General features: G+C 60.7%; 15 protein-coding genes. 8 read left to right on the top strand and 7 right to left on the bottom strand.

Going from position 1 to position 17,589, the window contains the following annotated elements; all coding sequences use genetic code 11:
• The first annotated feature begins 375 nt into the window (after positions 1-375).
• The 7 genes from AC1DIS_RS03330 to AC1DIS_RS03300 all read left to right on the top strand — a co-directional run bounded on the left by AC1DIS_RS03330 (position 376) and on the right by AC1DIS_RS03300 (position 7,622).
• Positions 376-1,617 (top strand): SfnB family sulfur acquisition oxidoreductase, encoded by a 1,242-nt coding sequence (locus AC1DIS_RS03330; protein WP_019651519.1) that lies wholly within the window; start codon positions 376-378, stop codon positions 1,615-1,617.
• 23 nt (positions 1,618-1,640) lie between these two features.
• A complete protein-coding gene (locus tag AC1DIS_RS03325) occupies positions 1,641-2,834 on the top strand; it encodes an SfnB family sulfur acquisition oxidoreductase (protein WP_064615814.1) in 1,194 nt (397 codons plus the stop codon).
• On the top strand, positions 2,834-4,186 hold the full coding sequence (locus AC1DIS_RS03320; protein ID WP_477744102.1) for an LLM class flavin-dependent oxidoreductase: 1,353 nt from the start codon (positions 2,834-2,836) through the stop codon (positions 4,184-4,186). Before AC1DIS_RS03325 ends, AC1DIS_RS03320 begins: the two co-directional genes overlap by 1 nt.
• A gap of 174 nt (positions 4,187-4,360) precedes the next feature.
• Positions 4,361-5,170, top strand: a complete 810-nt coding sequence (locus AC1DIS_RS03315; protein WP_018929340.1) for a MetQ/NlpA family ABC transporter substrate-binding protein — start codon at positions 4,361-4,363, stop codon at positions 5,168-5,170.
• 2 nt (positions 5,171-5,172) lie between these two features.
• A complete protein-coding gene (locus AC1DIS_RS03310) occupies positions 5,173-6,294 on the top strand; it encodes a methionine ABC transporter ATP-binding protein (RefSeq protein ID WP_086944172.1) in 1,122 nt (373 codons plus the stop codon).
• Positions 6,284-6,928: a methionine ABC transporter permease gene (locus AC1DIS_RS03305; RefSeq protein ID WP_018929342.1), complete on the top strand. Its 645-nt coding sequence runs from the start codon at positions 6,284-6,286 to the stop codon at positions 6,926-6,928. Before AC1DIS_RS03310 ends, AC1DIS_RS03305 begins: the two co-directional genes overlap by 11 nt.
• 64 nt (positions 6,929-6,992) lie before the next feature.
• Positions 6,993-7,622, top strand: coding sequence for a class I SAM-dependent methyltransferase (locus tag AC1DIS_RS03300; protein ID WP_086944173.1), 630 nt, complete (start codon positions 6,993-6,995; stop codon positions 7,620-7,622).
• A gap of 3 nt (positions 7,623-7,625) precedes the next feature.
• Here AC1DIS_RS03300 and AC1DIS_RS03295 read toward each other — a convergent pair whose 3' ends face one another.
• The 3 genes from AC1DIS_RS03295 to AC1DIS_RS03285 are packed head-to-tail and all read right to left on the bottom strand — an operon-like array spanning position 7,626 to position 12,843.
• Positions 7,626-10,679, bottom strand: a complete 3,054-nt coding sequence (locus AC1DIS_RS03295; RefSeq protein ID WP_018929344.1) for an efflux RND transporter permease subunit — start codon at positions 10,677-10,679, stop codon at positions 7,626-7,628.
• Entirely contained in the window at positions 10,676-11,743 is a 1,068-nt protein-coding gene (locus AC1DIS_RS03290) for an efflux RND transporter periplasmic adaptor subunit (protein ID WP_477744101.1), read from the bottom strand. Before AC1DIS_RS03290 ends, AC1DIS_RS03295 begins: the two co-directional genes overlap by 4 nt.
• Complete coding sequence (locus AC1DIS_RS03285) at positions 11,740-12,843, bottom strand: efflux RND transporter periplasmic adaptor subunit (protein WP_026286661.1); 1,104 nt, start codon at positions 12,841-12,843, stop codon at positions 11,740-11,742. Before AC1DIS_RS03285 ends, AC1DIS_RS03290 begins: the two co-directional genes overlap by 4 nt.
• Positions 12,844-13,145: 302 nt before the next feature.
• Here AC1DIS_RS03285 and AC1DIS_RS03280 point away from each other — a divergent pair, with 302 nt between their 5' ends.
• A complete protein-coding gene (locus AC1DIS_RS03280; protein WP_477744100.1) occupies positions 13,146-14,306 on the top strand; it encodes an AAA family ATPase in 1,161 nt (386 codons plus the stop codon).
• Positions 14,307-14,385: 79 nt separating this feature from the next.
• On the opposite strand, the gene AC1DIS_RS03275 is transcribed toward AC1DIS_RS03280, so the two are convergent.
• Genes AC1DIS_RS03275 through AC1DIS_RS03260 form a run of 4 tightly spaced genes read right to left on the bottom strand, consistent with a single transcriptional unit; the run spans position 14,386 to position 17,348 of the window.
• Positions 14,386-15,267, bottom strand: a complete 882-nt coding sequence (locus tag AC1DIS_RS03275; RefSeq protein WP_086944175.1) for a transporter substrate-binding domain-containing protein — start codon at positions 15,265-15,267, stop codon at positions 14,386-14,388.
• A complete protein-coding gene (locus AC1DIS_RS03270) occupies positions 15,264-16,046 on the bottom strand; it encodes an amino acid ABC transporter ATP-binding protein (RefSeq protein WP_477744099.1) in 783 nt (260 codons plus the stop codon). The genes AC1DIS_RS03275 and AC1DIS_RS03270 overlap by 4 nt, the downstream gene beginning before the upstream one ends.
• Positions 16,043-16,702 (bottom strand): amino acid ABC transporter permease, encoded by a 660-nt coding sequence (locus tag AC1DIS_RS03265; protein ID WP_018929350.1) that lies wholly within the window; start codon positions 16,700-16,702, stop codon positions 16,043-16,045. Before AC1DIS_RS03265 ends, AC1DIS_RS03270 begins: the two co-directional genes overlap by 4 nt.
• Complete coding sequence (locus tag AC1DIS_RS03260; protein WP_086944177.1) at positions 16,683-17,348, bottom strand: amino acid ABC transporter permease; 666 nt, start codon at positions 17,346-17,348, stop codon at positions 16,683-16,685. Before AC1DIS_RS03260 ends, AC1DIS_RS03265 begins: the two co-directional genes overlap by 20 nt.
• Positions 17,349-17,589 lie beyond the last annotated feature (241 nt).

Genomic DNA, 17,589 nt, shown 5'->3' with positions numbered 1-17,589 from the left:
TATGAGGGCTTTTTGTGGCGAGGGAGCTTGCTCCCGCTGGGGTGCGAAGCGCCCCCAAAACTGGCTCACGTGTTTGTGTAATTGAATCGTGATGGCCGATTTTGCGACTGCTTCGCAGCCGAGCGGGAGCAAGCTCCCTCGCCACAGGGCTCGACCGTCCTGGCGATGCCACCCTTCTATGCATATTCCTAAAAGTTAGTTCATTAATTATTTATACGCGTTTAGGGTATATACACCGGACCACCGGACATTCGTGTTTTTCGTTCGCCGCAACACCTGCGGCGTTTTCATGAGATGTGAGGTAGGTATGGTCCGGAACACAATCACCCCAGTGCAAATCGCCAGGGCATTGCGTGCAGCCAAGGAGCGGCACTGATGTCCAGTCTGGCAGATGCAATCATCCAGAGTGATCTGGACATCGCCCCATTGTTGTTGCCCGCGCAGGTCTTGCGCAACGACGCACAAGCCATCAAGGCTGCCCAAGAGCTGGCGCAAGTCGCCCGCCTGCACGCCGCCAAACGTGACCAGCAGCGCAAGTTGCCCTGGTCGGAAATCGAACAGTTCACCCGCAGCGGCCTGGGCAGCATTGCCATCCCGCGTGAGTACGGCGGCCCACAGGTTTCATTCGTCACCGTTGCCGAAGTCTTCGCGATCATTTCCGCAGCCGACCCGGCCCTGGGGCAGATCCCGCAGAACCAGTTCGGGATTCTCAACCTGATACTGGGCAGTGCCACCGAGTCGCAGAAAAAACAGCTGTTCAAAAGCGTGCTCGAAGGCTGGCGGATCGGTAACGCGGGGCCGGAGCGCGGTACCAAAAACACCCTGGAGCTCAAGGCGCGAATCACCGCAGACGGCGATGGCTTCGTCATCAACGGGCAGAAGTTCTACTCCACCGGCGCCTTGTTCGCCCATTGGGTGGCCGTCAAGGCGCTGAACGACGACGGCAAGCAAGTGTTGGCCTTCGTTCGTCGTGGCACGCCGGGTTTGCGCATCGTTGACGACTGGTCGGGATTCGGCCAGCGCACCACCGCCAGCGGCACCATTTTGCTCAACAACGTGCGGGTCGACGCCGAGTTGGTGGTGGATAACTGGAGGATCAACGACAGCCCGAACACTCAGGGCGCCGTATCGCAGCTGATTCAAGCAGCCATCGACGCCGGCATCGCCCGGGGCGCTATCGATGACGCCATCGAATTCGTGAAAACCCGTGCCCGGCCCTGGATCGACGCCAAGGTCGAACGGGCCAGCGACGACCTCTACGTGATCGCCGATATCGGCAAGCTGAAAATTGAACTGCACGCCGCCGAAGCGCTGCTGCGCAAGGCCGGGCAAGTGCTCGATCAGGTCAACGCCGCGCCGCTCACCGCCGAGTCTGCGGCACGCGCCTCGATTGCCGTTGCCGAGGCCAAAGTGCTGACCACCGAGATCTCGCTGCTGGCCAGCGAAAAACTCTTCGAGCTGGCCGGCAGCCGCGCCACCCTCGCCGAGTTCAACCTCGACCGCCACTGGCGCAATGCCCGGGTGCACACGCTGCACGACCCGGTGCGCTGGAAGTATCACGCGGTTGGCGCATATCACTTGAACGGCACGTTGCCGGCTCGCCACTCCTGGATTTAACGACCAGATCGCTGGAGAAACACATGTCTCTTTCTCGAAACGTCGCGGTCATTACCAGCGATGAGCAAGCCCTGATCGTCGCCGGTGACCTGGCCGACGACTTCAAACGCGATAGCGCCCTGCGCGACCGCGAACGTCGTTTGCCGCACCCGGAACTGGAAGTGTTTTCCCGTTCGGGTCTTTGGGGCATYAGCGTGCCAAAGGAATACGGCGGCGCCGGGGTTTCCAACGCCACCCTGGCCAAAGTGATCGCGTTGATCGCCCAGGCTGACGGCTCCCTGGGGCAGATCCCGCAGAACCATTTCTACGCCCTCGAAGTGCTCCGTGTGAACGGCAGCCATGAGCAGAAAAAACGCCTGTACGCCGAAGTGCTGGCCGGCCAGCGTTTCGGCAATGCACTGGCGGAACTGGGCACCAAAACCGCCCATGACCGCGTCACCCGCCTGACCCGCAACGGTGACGGCTATCGCATCAACGGCCGCAAGTTCTACGCCACCGGCGCCATTTACGCCCAGCGCATCCCCACCTCAGTAGTGGATGAAAACGGCGTGCAGCAGCTGGCCTTCGTCCCGCACAACAGCAAAGGCCTGACGGTCATCGACGACTGGAGCGGCTTCGGCCAGCGCACCACCGGCAGCGGTTCGGTGGTGTTCGAGGATGTCTACGTTGCCGCCGAAGACGTGATTCCATTTCAAAGCGCATTCGAACGCCCGACCACTGTCGGCCCATTGGCGCAGATTCTCCACGCCGCGATCGACACCGGCATTGCCCGCGCAGCCTATGAAGATGCATTGCATTTCGTGCGCACCAAAACCCGACCGTGGATCGACGCCACGCATGAAACAGCCACCGAAGACCCGCTGACCATCAAGAGTTTCGGCCACTTGAGTATTCGTCTGCACGCCACCGAAGCCTTGCTGGAACGCTCCGGCGAATTCCTCGACCGGGCCCAGGCCGACACCAATGCCGAGACCGTCGCCGCCGCGTCGATTGCGGTTGCCGAAGCCCGGGCCATCAGCACTGAGATCTCCCTCGCCGCCGGCAGCACGTTGTTCGAACTGGCTGGTAGCCAGGCGACCCTGATTGAGCACGGCCTCGATCGGCACTGGCGCAACGCCCGGGTGCACACCCTGCACGACCCGGTGCGCTGGAAGTATCACGCGGTGGGCAATTACTACCTCAACGATGAAAACCCGCCGTTGCGGGGGACCATTTGATGAGCAAAAAGAAGATCCTGCTCAACGCGTTCAACATGAACTGCATCGGGCACATCAACCATGGCCTGTGGACCCATCCACGGGACACGTCCACCCAGTACAAGACGATCGAATACTGGACCGAACTGGCGCAACTGCTGGAGCGCGGACTGTTCGACGGTCTGTTCATCGCCGACATCGTCGGCGTGTACGACGTCTACCAGAACTCGATCGACGTGCCGCTCAAAGAGTCGATCCAGTTGCCGGTCAACGACCCGCTGCTGCTGGTCTCGGCCATGGCCGCGGTCACCAAGAACCTCGGCTTCGGCCTGACCGCCAATCTGACCTACGAGCCGCCGTATCTGTTCGCCCGACGCCTGTCGACGCTTGATCATCTGAGTCGCGGCCGGGTCGGCTGGAACATCGTCACCGGCTATCTGGACAGTGCCGCCAAGGCCATGGGCCTCAGCGAGCAGGTGGAACATGACCGACGTTACGACCAGGCCGACGAATACCTGCAAGTGCTCTACAAACTCTGGGAAGGCAGCTGGGAAAACGGCGCGGTGCTCAACGACCGCGAGCAACGGATCTACGCCCAGCCAGACAAAGTGCACAAGGTCGAGCACAAGGGCGAGTTCTATCAGGTCGAGGGTTATCACCTCTGCGAGCCGTCGCCGCAACGCACGCCGGTGCTGTTCCAGGCCGGCAGCTCCGATCGCGGTTTGCTGTTCGCCGGTCGGCATGCCGAGTGCGTGTTCATCAGCGGCCAGAACAAACCGGCGACCCGGATCCAGGTGGACAAGGTGCGCGCCAGCGCCGTCGAGGCCGGGCGCAATCCTTGGGACATCAAGGTGTTCATGGGCTTGAACGTGATCGTCGGCGCCACCGAAGCGCTGGCCTGGGCCAAGCATGCCGAATACCTGAGCTACGCCAGCGCCGAGGCCGGCGTCGCGCACTTTTCGGCGTCCACCGGGATCGATTTTTCCGAGTACGAACTCGACGAACCGATCCAGTACGTGAAGAGCAACGCCATCCAGTCTGCCACCAAGAACCTGCAAAACAACGACTGGACCCGCCGCAAACTGCTGGAACAACACGCCCTCGGTGGCCGCTACATCACCGTGGTCGGCTCGCCTGAGCAAGTGGCCGATGAGCTGGAATCATGGATCGCCGAAACCGGCCTCGACGGCTTCAACCTGACACGGATCGTCACCCCGGAAAGCTATGTGGATTTCATTGAGCTGGTGATTCCGGAGTTGCAGCGCCGAGGGTCATACAAGACCGCTTACGACGACGGCAGCCTGCGGGAAAAACTGTTTCAGCGTGACGCGCATTTGCCTGAGCAACACACGGGCTCCCACTACCGACACTAAAACCTGTGGCGAGGGAGCTTGCTCCCGCTCGACTGCGCAGCAGTCGCAAAACCTGCTGGCGAGTTTCAACTGACTGAACTCATTGAATGGCTTTGGGGCCGCTTCGCAGCCCAGCGGGAGCAAGCTCCCTCGCCACAAAAGCATGCACATTAAACAATTGACTGGAAAATCATCATGACCAAAAAACTCTTATCCCACCCAGTCAAAGCACTGGCCCTGGCCCTCGGCCTCTTCAGCTCCATCACCTTCGCCGCCGACGCGCCGTTGAAGGTCGGCACCACCGCCGCCTTCGCCATTCCGCTGGAAGCCGCCGTAGAGGAAGCCAGCAAACAAGGCCTGAAAGTCGAACTCGTGGAGTTCAGCGACTGGATCGCTCCCAACGTCAGCCTCGCCTCGGGCGACATCGACGTGAACTATTTCCAGCACATCCCGTTCCTGGAAAACGCCAAGGCCGCGGCCGGCTTTGATCTGGTGCCGTTCGCCCCGGGCATCATCAACAACGTCGGCCTCTATTCGAAGAAATACAAAAGCTTCGCCGAGTTGCCAGAAGGCGCCAGCGTGGCCATCGCCAACGACCCGATCAACAGCGGTCGCGGCCTGCAACTGCTAGCCAAGGCCGGCTTGATCACCCTCAAACCGGGCGTCGGCTACAAGGCCACCGAAGAAGACATCATCGCCAACCCGAAGAAAATCAAAATCCTTCAGGTTGAAGCCGTGCAACTGGTACGCGCCTATGACGACGCCGATCTGGTCCAGGGTTATCCGGCCTACATTCGCCTGTCGAAAACCTTCGATGCCAGCTCGGCCCTGCTGTTCGATGGTCTCGATCACAAGGAATACGTGATCCAGTTCGTGATCCAGCCGAAAAGCAAAACCGACCCACGGCTGATCAAATTCGTCGACATCTATCAGCACTCGCCAGCGGTTCGCGCAGCGCTGGATAAAGCCCACGGCAAGCTCTATCAAGCCGGCTGGGAAAGCTGAGCATGACGGCCGCCATCCAACGGCGACTGGAGACTCCAGAGCCACACAGTGCTGAACGCACCGAGCTCCACCCCGAGCTGAACCGCGCCCACGTGCGCTTCATCGGCCTGGGTAAAACCTACAATGGCCAGCAAGGTCCGGTGGCGGCCCTGCACGGTATCGACCTGGCAATCCAACGCGGCGAAGTGTTCGGCATCATCGGGCGCAGCGGTGCCGGCAAGTCGTCTCTGATCCGTACCATCAACCGCCTCGAACAACCGAGCAGCGGGCGAGTACTGATCGATCAGGTGGACATCGGCGAGTTCGATGAAGACCGACTGGTGGCGCTGCGCCGGCGCATCGGCATGATCTTCCAGCACTTCAATTTGATGTCAGCCAAGACGGTTTGGCAGAACGTCGAATTACCATTGAAAGTCGCCGGTGTGCCCAAGGAAAAACGCGAGCAGAAGGTCCGTGAATTGCTCGAACTGGTGGGTCTGCAAGGTAAACACAAGGCTTATCCGGCGCAGCTTTCCGGCGGGCAGAAACAACGTGTCGGCATCGCCCGTGCGTTGGTGCATGACCCGGAGATTCTGCTGTGCGACGAGGCCACTTCGGCCCTCGATCCGGAGACCACCCAATCGATCCTCGGCCTGCTGCGCGAGATCAACCAGCGACTGGGCCTGACCATCGTGCTGATCACCCACGAGATGGCGGTGATCCGCGATATCTGCGATCGGGTCGTGGTGTTGGAGCACGGGCGAATCGTCGAGCAGGGGCCGGTCTGGGAGGTCTTCGGCAACCCGCAGCATGAAGTGAGCAAGACCTTGCTCGCGCCGCTGCAACACGGCCTGCCGGATGAACTGCAAAGCCGCTTGCGGGCACAGCCGCAGTCTTCGGACGCTGCCGTGGTCCTGCGCTTGCAATTCACCGGCAATACACGCGACGAGCCAGACCTGGCGGCGCTTTTCAGCGCCCTCGGTGGCCGCGTGCGTTTGCTGCAAGGGGGCGTGGAACGGATTCAGGGCCATGCGCTGGGGCAATTACTGCTGGCGGTGACCGGTTCGTCCCTCGGTGCCGAGGAATTGCGTCAGCGCGCCAGTCATTGGGCGCAACAGGTGGAGGTGCTGGGTTATGTGGTTTGATCGATTGCTGCAAGGCTTCATCGACACCTTCCTGATGGTCGGCGTGTCGTCACTGATCGCGCTGTTGGTGGGTATTCCGCTGGCGGTGATCCTGGTCACCAGCACCAAAGGCGGGATCTACGAAGCACCGGCGCTGAACCGCGCACTGGGCGCGTTCGTGAACCTGTTCCGCTCGATTCCGTTTCTGATTTTGATGGTGGCGCTGATTCCGTTCACCCGGTTGATCGTCGGCACCACCTATGGCGTTTGGGCAGCGGTGGTGCCGCTGACTATTGCCGCTACGCCGTTCTTCGCACGCATCGCCGAAGTCAGCCTGCGGGAAGTCGACCACGGGTTGATCGAAGCGGCGCAGGCAATGGGTTGCCGACGCTGGCATATCGTCTGGCATGTGCTGCTGCCCGAGGCGCTGCCGGGGATTGTCGGCGGCTTCACCATTACGCTGGTGACCATGATCAACTCGTCGGCCATGGCCGGGGCGATTGGCGCTGGTGGGTTGGGCGACATTGCTTATCGATATGGGTATCAGCGCTTTGACAGCCAGATCATGTTGACGGTGATTGTGTTGCTGGTGGTGTTGGTGGCGGTGATTCAGTTGGGTGGGGATCGGTTGGCGCGGGGGTTGAACAAGCGCTGAATCAAGATCAAAAGTGCGAAAGCGCTTATAGTCAGTGCTTCTTTCTTTTTCTGTGCAGCCGACCATGAAACAGACTCCCGCCGACCTGGAGCAGATCACCTCTACCACCCTGGGCCATTACAACGCGGTGGCCGAGGACTTCCGTGAAGGCACTCGCGATCAYGATGTCAGCCAGAACATCGATGCCCTGTTGCGGCATATTCAGGGTGAGGCGCCCTTCAGCATTCTCGACTTTGGCTGTGGCCCCGGCCGCGACCTGAAAACCTTCACCCGCCTGGGCCACATCGCCATCGGGCTCGACGGTTCGGAAAAGCTTGCGCAGATGGCCCGGGACGACAGCGGTTGCGAGGTCTGGCAGCAGGACTTCCTGAAGCTCGATCTGCCAGCCGAGCGGTTTGACGGGATTTTTGCCAACGCGGTGCTGTTTCATGTCCCGAGCCAGGAGTTGCCCAGGGTGTTGAAGCAACTGCGCGCGGCATTGAAGCCGGGCGGTGTGTTGTTCAGTTCCAATCCCCGTGGCGAGAATCAGGAAGGCTGGAACGGACCGCGTTATGGGGCGTATTACGACCTGGCGGCGTGGCAACAAATACTGACCGAGGCGGGGTTTGTGGAGCTTGAGCATTACTACCGGCCGGCGGGGCTGCCACGGGAGCAGCAGCCTTGGTTGGCCAGCGTTTGGCGTCGAGCCGACTGATCGTTACGGCGCTTGTTTCTTCGGCTCGCGTACCTTGTACCAGGCCACATACAGCGCCGGCAAAAACAGCAGCGTCAGCAAGGTGGCGATGATGATCCCGCCAATCATCGCGTAGGCCATCGGCCCCCAGAACACTTCCCGGGCAATCGGGATCATCCCCATGCTCGCCGCCGCTGCCGTCAACAAAATCGGCCGACGCCGATGCTCCGTGGCCTGCACCACCGCGTCCCACGGCGTATAACCGCTCTTCTCGAAAGAGTCGATTTGGGTCACCAGAATCACCGAGTTGCGGATGATGATGCCGATCAGCGCCAGAATCCCGAGGATCGCCACGAAGCCCATGGGCGTGCCGGTCGGAATCAGCGCCAGCACCACGCCGATCAAGCCGAGCGGCGCGACGCTGGCCACCAGGAACAGCTTCTGCACGCTGTGCAACTGGATCATCAGGAAGGTCGCCATCAAAAACAGCATCAACGGCACCACCTTGGCAATCGGCCCCTGGGCCTTGCCGCTTTCCTCCACCGTACCGCCAGTGGCGACTTTGTAGCCCACCGGCAAACCGGCGGCGAACTTGTCGATGTCCGGTTGCAACTGCTTCACCAGGTCGGTCGGCTGAATCTCGTCGCGCACCGCAGCCTTGATGGTGATGGTCGGTTTGCGGTCACGACGCCATACCAGCGGTTGCTCCAGTTCGTAGCGCACCGTGGCGAACGCCAGCAGCGGTATCGAAGTGCCGCCGGGGGTGACGATCTGCAAGTTCTGCAAGGTTTCCGGGCTGCCGCGCTCGGCATCTTCAGCGCGGCCGACCACGTCGATCAGGTAGATGTCGTCATCGACCTGCGTCACCGGCGAGCCGACGACGATGCTGTTCATCAGGTTCGCCACGTCTTCCGACGACAGCCCCAGTTGCCGCGCCTTGTCTTGCGCGATGTCGATGCGTAGCACTTTGCCCGGCTCGTTCCAGTCGTAAATGATCTCGCCGATGTGCGGGTTTTTATCCAGTTCAGTGGCCAGGGCGATCGCGTGTTTGCGCACTTGATCGATGTCTTTACCGCTGACCCTGTATTGAATCGGACGCCCCACCGGCGGGCCCATTTCCAGGGCCTGGACGTAACTGCCGATGCCGACGAAGTCTTCACGCAAGCGCTTTTGCAAACGAGCAGTCAGCGCCGTGCGTGACTCCAGGCCTTTGCTGACGATCACCAGTTGCGCGTAGTACGGGTTCTGCAACTGCTGGTCGAGAGGCAGGTAGAAACGGATCGCACCCTCGCCGATGTAGGTGCTCCAGCGCACGATGTCCGGGTCGCCCTTGAGCGTCGCTTCAAGCTTGTCCACGGCTTTGCGGGTTTCGGCGATCGAGGCGTTTTGCGGCAGGTTCAGGTCGACGAGGATTTCCGGGCGGTCCGAGGACGGGAAGAACTGGTTCTGCACGAACTGCATGGAAAACACCGAGAGCACGAACAGCGCCACGGTGATACCGATGGCCCACCAGCGATTGCGCATGGCCCACAGCAGGCCGCCATTGAACGCCCGACCGATGCGCCCTGGCTCTGCGTCGTGAGGTTTCACATTGCTGCTCAGAATATGCACACCGAGTACCGGGGCGAACAGCACGGCGACGATCCATGACACCAGCATGGCCACCGCGATCACCGCGAACAGCGTGAAGGTGTACTCACCGGCGGAGCTCGCGTTCAAGCCGATCGGCACGAAACCGGCGACGGTAACCAGCGTGCCGGTGAGCATCGGGAACGCCGTCGAGGTGTAGGCGAAGGTCGCCGCCTGTTCTTTGGTTTCGCCCATTTCCAGGCGCGTGACCATCATCTCCACCGTGATCATCGCGTCGTCCACCAGCAGGCCGAGGGCGATGATCAGCGCTCCGAGGGAAATCCGCTGCATGGTGATGCCACTGTATTCCATGAAGAGGAAGACCATCGCCAGCACCAACGGAATCGAACACGCCACCACCAGCCCGGCGCGCACGCCAAGGCTGACGAAGCTGACGATCAGCACGATCACCACGGCCTCGAACAATGCACTGGTGAAACCGCCGACCGCTTCTTCCACCACTTCGGCCTGATCGGAAACGTTGTGCACACCAACGCCCACCGGCAGGTCGGCCGTCAGCTCGTTCATGCGCAGATGCAGCGCCTTGCCAAATGCCTGAATGTTGCCGCCCTTCTTCATGGCGATTGCCAGGCCGATGGCCGGCTGGCCGTTGAAACGAAACTCCGGGGTGGCAGGATCGACATAGCCACGGCTGATGTCGGCGATGTCGGCCAGGCGGTAGAAGCGGTCGTTGAGCTTCAGGTTGACGTTGGCCAGGTCTTTCTCAGAGGCAAACTGCCCCGAGGTCCGCACCGAAATCCGCTCCGGGCCGGCCTCGATCACTCCCGCCGGGGTCACGGCATTCTGTGATTGCAGGCTCTGCACCACCTGGCGCTGATCGATGCCGAGGGCGGCGAGTTTGCGGGTGGAGAAGTTCAGGTACAGCACTTCATCCTGCTCGCCGATCATTTCGACCTTGCCCAACCCTGGCACTTCACGGATTTCGGCACGCACCTGTTCCACGTAATCGCGTAGCTGGCGCATTGACAGGCCGTCAGAGGTAAAGGCATACACCGAACCGAACACGTCACCGAACTCATCGTTGAAGCCCGGCCCTTGCAGGCCTTGCGGGAAGTCGCCGCGGATGTCGTTGATCTTCTTGCGCACCTGATACCAGATTTGCGGAATGTCCTTGGCGCTGGTGGTGTCGAGCAGATTAACGAAGACCGTCGATTCACCGGGGCGGGTGTAGCTTTTCACGTAATCGAGCGAGTCGAGTTCTTCGAGTTTTTTCTCGATCCGGTCAGTGACCTGCTTGAGGGTTTCTTCCTGGGTCGCGCCGGGCCAGCGGGTCTGGATCACCATGGTTTTGATGGTGAACGACGGGTCTTCTTCGCGGCCCAGGTTCAGGTAGGAGAACACGCCCATCAACAGCGCGACGAACATCAAATACCATACAAACGACTGATGCTTGAGGGCCCACTCGGATAAGTTGAAACTCCCTTTCATTGCGGGCTGCCCTCGTCAATTCTCACTTTCTGCCCCGGTTTGAGGCTATTCACACCGGCACTGACCACCCGCTCGCCGGATTTCACACCGTTGGCCACGACCACTGTGTCGTCGGTCCGGCTGACCAGGCTGACCTCCCTTGGGGCAACGGTTTGCGTCTGYGGATCGACGACCCAGATCCGTGTTTTCCCATCGACCTCCTGCAATGCGCTCGCCGGCAGTTCGAGGCGTGGTTTGATTTCAGAGCTGAGGGTCACGCTGATCGCCGTGCCGAGGTGAAAACCCGGTGGCGTATCAGTCAGGCTCAGGCGGGCACGACGGGTACGGGTCGCGCTTTGGGCCTGGGGTTCGATTTCGCGCACGATGGCGGTGCTGGTGATGCTCGGGTCCAGTTGCGAGGCGACCTGGAACACCACGTCGGCCGGCAAATCATCGACCAGGGTGTCGGGCAAGTCGATCACCGCTTCCTTGATGTCCGGCTGCGCCAGGGTCACCACTTGCTGGCCGGCGGTCACCACTTGCCCGGCTTCGGCATTCCACGCGGTGACAATGGCTTTGTGATCGGTGCGCAGCTCGACGTAGTTGAGTTGGTCCTTCGCCTGGTTGACGGCGGCCCTGGCTTGATCGAGGGACGCCTGGGTGGTTTTCAGTTCGGTCTGGGCGATGTCCAGTTGTGCCTGAGCGCCGACCCCGCGATTGAACAGTTCCTGCTGACGCCGGGCGTTGGCCTGGGCGTTGATGAGCTGCGCCTGAACACGCGCCAGGTCACCCTGGGCCGAGCGCAACTGGTTCTGCTGATCGGTGGGGTCGAGGGTGGCGAGCAAGGCGCCTTTCTGGACTTCGGCGCCGACATCGACATTGCGGCTGGCGATACGCCCCGGCACCCGGAAACCGACATTGCTTTCGTAACGGGCCTGAATGCTGCCGGCGAACCGGCCGAGATCCTCTTGATGGAGCGCTTTCACTTCCACAGACAACACCGGCCGCACCGGTTCTGGCGGCGCTTCTTCCTTGGAACAGGCGACCAGAAGTACAGCGGCGGACAACAGCAACAGGTGCTTCATGGTTGGGCTCCTGTGGTTGGGGTCTGATCGGTATTTTCGACGACCTCCACCCGTACGCCCGGGTGCAGCAACTGGCCGCCCGCGGTGACGACTTTTTCGCCACCGGTGAGGCCGGCGCTGACAATGACTTTGCCGGTCAGGTAACGGCCAACGGTGACCGTGTGCAACTGCGCCTTGCCCTCGGCGTCCACCAGCCACACGGCCGGGTCGCTGAGGTTTTTGGTCAGGGCCGCCCAGGGCAGTTCCACTGCGGTTTTACCCACTGGCTTGGCCGTGGCGCTCACCACCGAGCCGAGCTGCATGCCTTCAGGGAGACCGTCGAGGCTGACTTTGACTTGCACCGTGCCGGTCTGCGCGGACACCGCTGGCGTGACCTCCCGAACGGTGCCCGTGGTCTTGATTTTCGGATTGTCGAGCAGGCTGACCACAATCGATCGGTCTGACGGCGGTTCGGTCAGTAGCGATTCGTAAACATTGAACACCGCGTCACGCTCGCCATCCCGGGCCAGGCTGAAAATCGGCACCGTGGCCTGCACCACCTGGCCGACTTCGGCCTGGCGCGCAGTAATCACGCCTGGCGCATCGGCAATCAACGCGGTGTAGCTCAGTTGATCGCGGGCGTTGGCCAATTGCGCTTGAGCCGCGCTCAATGCGCTCTGGCTGCTGCGCAAGGCCGCTTGGGCGGAGTCGTATTCACTCTGGCTGGTGTAGCCCTTGGGCAGGAGTTTTTGCTGGCGAACGAAGGCGGCGGCAGTCTGTTTGACCCGCGCCTGCTCGGCAACCACCTGGGCCTGGGCCGAATCGACATTGGTTTGCAGGTCTTTGGGGTCAAGCCTGGCCAGCACTTGTTTGGCCGACACCCGGTCACCGACATCGACCATGCGCTGGATGATCTTGCCGCCCACGCGGAACGACAACTCGGTCTGGACTCGGGCCTGAACATCACCGGTGAGTGTCACCGCAGCGGCGTAATCGGTTGGCTTGACCTCTTGCACGAAGACTCGCGGACGGTCCTTCTCGACGGGCTTTTTTTCGCCACAGGCGGTCAGCAAGGCGAAGAGGCTCAGGCCAACCATTAATTTCAATCCGGGACCCGCCATGCAGACTCCTTTGCGTTGTACGTACGTGCCAGTGACGATACGACTGTGAGCTTAGAACAGGGTTCAACAGGTGCACGGGTTTGCTACGTACCTTATGGCCTGGGGACTATCCTGTGGCGAGGGAGCTTGCTCCCGCTCGGCTGCGCAACAGACGCAAACCTGCTATCTCGTTTTGCCTGACACACCTCGTTTAACTTTTTTGAGCCGCTTCGTAGCCCAGCAAGAGCAAGCTCCCTCGTCACAGACGATCACAGTCGCCGACGATAAGACAAACTGGCGGACCCTGCAGCAGGAAGCTCCCCATGCTCAAAACCCTCGCGGTGGCCAACTACCGCTCGATCAATAAATTGGTGATTCCGCTCGAACGGCTGAACCTGATCACCGGCCCCAACGGCAGCGGTAAATCCAATCTCTACCGCGCCTTGCGTCTGCTGGCGGAAACTGCTCAGGGTGGAGTGGTCAATGGCTTGGCACGCGAGGGTGGGCTGGATTCGACCTTCTGGGCCGGGCCGGAAACCATCACCCAGCGCATGCGCGCTGGTGAAATCCCGGTCCAGGCAACCATGCGACACGGCGTCAAGCGCCTGCGCCTGGGGTTTGCCGGCGAAGACTTCAGCTACTCGATCGCGCTGGGCCTTGCGGAACCGAGTCTTTCCGCGTTTTCTCTGGACCCGGAAATCAAAAGGGAATGCATCTGGTCCGGGCCGTTCTATCGCCCGGCCAGCCTGCTGGTGGATCGCGACGGCCCGATGATTCGCACACGGGCCGGACGCGGCTGGGAGGTGCTGTCCCAGCACACGCCGAATTTCGACAGCCTGTTCGATCAGGTTGGTAGCTTGCGTACCTCGCCGGAAGTCTTGCAGCTGCGTGAATTCATCCGCCGCTGGCGCTTCTACGATCACTTTCGCAGCGATGCCGAAGCTCCGGCGCGACAACCACAACTGGGCACTCGCACGCCGGTGTTGCACCACGACGGTCGCGACCTCGCGGCGGCATTACAGACCATCCGCGAAATCGGCGATCCCGAAGCCTTGCAGGCGGCGATCAGCGATGCGTTCCCCGGCGCGACGCTGAACATCGCACTGCTGCAAGGTGGCCGATTTGCAATCGAGTTTTATCAGGAAGGGTTGTTGCGGCCACTGTCCGCCGCCGAGTTGTCGGACGGGACGTTGCGCTATCTGTTGCTGGTCGCGGCATTGCTGACACCCCGGCCGCCGACGCTGATGGTGCTGAATGAGCCGGAAACCAGTCTGCATCCGGACTTGTTGCCGGCGTTGGCGCGGTTGATTATTCGAGCGTCCGAACAGTGCCAGGTGTGGGTGGTGTCCCATGCGCGGCGCTTGATCTCGGCATTGCAGCAAGACCCGGAATGCAATTGCATTGTGCTGGAGAAAGATTTCGGCCAGACCGGGATGGTCGGGCAGCGGATGCTGGATGAGCCGGTGTGGTATTGGCCCGACTGAGACACACTGATCGTTCCCTCGCTCTGTGGCGAGGGAACAAGCTCCCTCACCACAGGTGGGAACGATCAGCTGAAGCCAATCACCCCTGCCACTTCCCACCCTCGACAATCACGCTCTCAGGCCTGGTGTCGTCGCTCAGCTCTTTACGCACATACTGGTCGTACAGCTTGAGCAAAAACTTATCCTCACCCAGCTTCGCCAACTCCGCATTCACCCAATCACGCAGTTCGATGTTGCCCTTCTTCACCGCCGGGGCGATCGGTGCTTCGGCGCCCAACTTCTGCTCCAGTACACGGTAGCCCGGGTTTTGTTTGGCCCAGCTGAACAGCACCAGATTGTCCTGCGCATAAGCGTCGCCGCGACCATTGGCCAGGGCTTGCAGGGACTCGGAGTTTTTCTCGAACTTCAGCAGTTTCCAGTCCGGGTGATTTTTGGTCAGCCAGACATCGGCTGTGGTGCCCGTGGTCACGATAGTCGTGCGGGTCGCCAGGTCATCAAGGTTCTTCACTGAACTGGCCTGCGGCACCAGCGCCTGCACCGCCACCTTGAGGTTCGGGTTGGTGAAGTCCACCGCTTCCTTGCGCTCCGGGGTGACGGTCATGTTGGCCAGGATCAGGTCGACCTTGTCGCTTTGCAGGAATGGAATCCGGCTCGCCGGCTCCACCGCCACGAACTCGACTTTGTTTTCATCGCCCAACAGATCCTTGGCGAATTGGCGGCCAATGTCGGTATCGAACCCCACGTAGCGCCCGGCTTCATCGACAAAACCGAACGGCGGTTTGTCGGTGAACACGCCGACAATCAGCTTGTCCCGGGCTTTGATCTTTTCCAGGTAACCGGCCGGTGCGCTGCTGACGCTGGCGACTTTCGGCTTGGCCGGCTCTTCGGTTTTGTTGCAACCGGCCAGCAGCGCCAGGCCGAACAGCGGGAGTAGCAGCAGAGAAGACTTGGCAGTTTTCATGGCAGTTCCAATTCCTTTATTTGAGTCGTTTTGGGTAGTGCGGCGACGAAGGAGAACTTCTCCAGGAACTGCTGCGCTCGTGCGGTTTGCGGGTTCGTAAAGAAAATCTCGGGGGGTTGTTGCTCAAGGATGCTCCCAGCGTCCATGAACACGATGCGGTCGGCCACGGCGCGGGCGAAGGCCATTTCGTGGGTGACAATCAGCAGGGTCATGCCCTCGCGGGCCAGCCCCTGAATCACTTCGAGTACCTCCTTGACCATCTCCGGGTCGAGGGCGGCGGTGACTTCGTCAAAGAGCATGACTTGGGGGTTCATGCACAGCGAACGGACGATGGCGATGCGTTGCTGCTGACCACCGGAGAGCTGACGCGGGAACGCGTCGCGCTTGTCCAACAGGCCTACGCGCTCCAGCAAGGCTTCGGCCTGGGCACGGGCTTCGCGGCGGTCGCGCTTCTGCACTTTCACCGGGCCAAGCAGCACGTTATCGAGCACGCTCATGTGCGGAAACAGGTGATAACTCTGGAATACCATGCCGATCTGCTGACGCACTTCGCGCCAGTCGGTGCCCTTGTCCAGCAACTCACGCCCGGCAAAATTCAAGCTGCCGCTGTGAGCGACTTCCAGGCCGTTGAGGCAGCGCAGCAAGGTGCTTTTGCCACAGCCGCTGGGGCCGAGGATGACGATCACTTCGCCCGTTCTCACCTTCAGGTCGATGCCGTTGAGCACCTGCTGCTCGCCGAAAAACTTGTTGAAACCCTTGAACTCGATCAATGCGCTCATGCTTGCGTCCAGCGCCGCTCCAGCACGCGGGAAGCGGCTGACAGCGGGTAGCAGATGAAAAAGAAAAACAGAAACAGCGCGCCGTAGATCAGTACCGATTCGTAGGTGCGCTCGATGATCTGCTGGCCGACCTTGATCACGTCCACCACGCCGATCAGCACCGCCAGAGAGCTGGTCTTGATGATCCGCGTGTAGACGTTGATGGTCGGCGGCGTCATGCGTTTCAGCGCCTGGGGCAGCAGCACGTAGCCATAGAGTTGCGGGCCGTTCAAGCCAATCGACAATCCCGCTTCTCGCTGGCCGCGCGGTAACGAATGCAAGGCGCCGCGCACCACTTCCCCGACTTCGCTGGCGCCCCACAGCGACAGCACCAGCACCGCGCACCAGAAGCTCGGAATGCTCAGGCCGAAAAAAATCGGCAGGCCGAAGAACAACAAATACAACCAGACCAGCACCGGGATCGCCCGGAACAATTCCAGATAAACCCGCAGCATTGCGTTGAGCCATGTCGAATTCAGCGTGCGCAACACGCCGTAGAGCACCCCGCCGACGGTGCTGAAGGCGATGCTCAGGAATGAAATCGACAAGGTTTGTGCAGCGCCCTTGCCCAATTGCGGCAACGACACCATGAGCAACTCAAGACCCGAACTGGCCATGCTGGAGCCTCCTTTCCAGACGGCTGAGCAGCAGCGACAACGGCAAAAACAACAGCACGCAGATCAACGTCAGCACGGCGAGCATTTCGTAGGTTTTGTAATAGAGCGCGATGTAGCTCTTGGTGGTGTAGAGAATCTCCGGCACCGCCACCGCCGAGACCACCGTGGTTTCCTTGAGCAGGAATATGAAATTGGCGAACAGCGACGGCAGGCTGAGGATGCCGGCCTGCGGCAAGATCACGTAGCGCAGCAATTGCCCGTGGGACAAGCCTATTGAACGACCGGACTCAAGTTGCGCCTGGGGCACGGCATCCACGCCGGCGCGCAGGACTTCGGTGAGGTAGGCTCCGCCGAGAAAGGTCATGGTGATGATCGCTGCGGCGAAGCCCGAGACTTTGATGCCCAGGGCCGGCAAGGCGAAGTAGACGAAGAACAACTGGATCAGCAATGGCGTGTTACGCGCCAACTCCACATACAGCCCGACCAGGCGCTGCAGGTAAGGCGTGCGAAACACCAGAATCGTCGCGTTGATCAGCGCCACCAGCAACGAAGTGCCGATGGCGATGAAGCCGACCTGCAGCGTCACGCCAACGGCTTTGAGAAACGCCGGCAGGGTGCTGAGGATAAATGCGTAATCGATGGTCATTGAACATCCTGTACGCCGCTCGGTAAGCGACGATGGCGCAGTCCATGGGCAGTGGATAACCACCCGGCAGGCGCCAACTTTAAAGGTATAAAAAGAGGAATTTAAATACCGTTAAAGCATATTGATATCACGCAAAAAACTATTCTGCGGATTTGCGACGGCAGCGGGGGACGGTTATTTTCCTTTGCGCTGTAGGAGGGATCTTTTTTTCAAAATGCCCCTCCAAGGACGTGCAGCTTTT

Source organism: Pseudomonas sp. 05N433, from assembly GCF_056396925.1.
The sequence above is the reverse complement of the archived record's forward strand: the minus strand, read 5'-3'. Positions and strand labels throughout refer to the sequence as shown.

Excerpts from the sequence above, each read along its gene's own strand:
- AC1DIS_RS03330 (WP_019651519.1), top strand. The coding sequence starts at position 376 with ATGTCCAGTCTGGCAGATGCAATCATCCAGAGTGATCTGGACATCGCC.
- AC1DIS_RS03295 (WP_018929344.1), bottom strand. The coding sequence starts at position 10,679 with ATGAAAGGGAGTTTCAACTTATCCGAGTGGGCCCTCAAGCATCAGTCG.
- AC1DIS_RS03310 (WP_086944172.1), top strand. The coding sequence starts at position 5,173 with ATGACGGCCGCCATCCAACGGCGACTGGAGACTCCAGAGCCACACAGT.
- AC1DIS_RS03305 (WP_018929342.1), top strand. The coding sequence starts at position 6,284 with ATGTGGTTTGATCGATTGCTGCAAGGCTTCATCGACACCTTCCTGATG.
- AC1DIS_RS03265 (WP_018929350.1), bottom strand. The coding sequence starts at position 16,702 with ATGGCCAGTTCGGGTCTTGAGTTGCTCATGGTGTCGTTGCCGCAATTG.
- AC1DIS_RS03275 (WP_086944175.1), bottom strand. The coding sequence starts at position 15,267 with ATGAAAACTGCCAAGTCTTCTCTGCTGCTACTCCCGCTGTTCGGCCTG.
- AC1DIS_RS03315 (WP_018929340.1), top strand. The coding sequence starts at position 4,361 with ATGACCAAAAAACTCTTATCCCACCCAGTCAAAGCACTGGCCCTGGCC.
- AC1DIS_RS03280 (WP_477744100.1), top strand. The coding sequence starts at position 13,146 with ATGCTCAAAACCCTCGCGGTGGCCAACTACCGCTCGATCAATAAATTG.
- AC1DIS_RS03260 (WP_086944177.1), bottom strand. The coding sequence starts at position 17,348 with ATGACCATCGATTACGCATTTATCCTCAGCACCCTGCCGGCGTTTCTC.
- AC1DIS_RS03285 (WP_026286661.1), bottom strand. The coding sequence starts at position 12,843 with ATGGCGGGTCCCGGATTGAAATTAATGGTTGGCCTGAGCCTCTTCGCC.
- AC1DIS_RS03270 (WP_477744099.1), bottom strand. The coding sequence starts at position 16,046 with ATGAGCGCATTGATCGAGTTCAAGGGTTTCAACAAGTTTTTCGGCGAG.
- AC1DIS_RS03320 (WP_477744102.1), top strand. The coding sequence starts at position 2,834 with ATGAGCAAAAAGAAGATCCTGCTCAACGCGTTCAACATGAACTGCATC.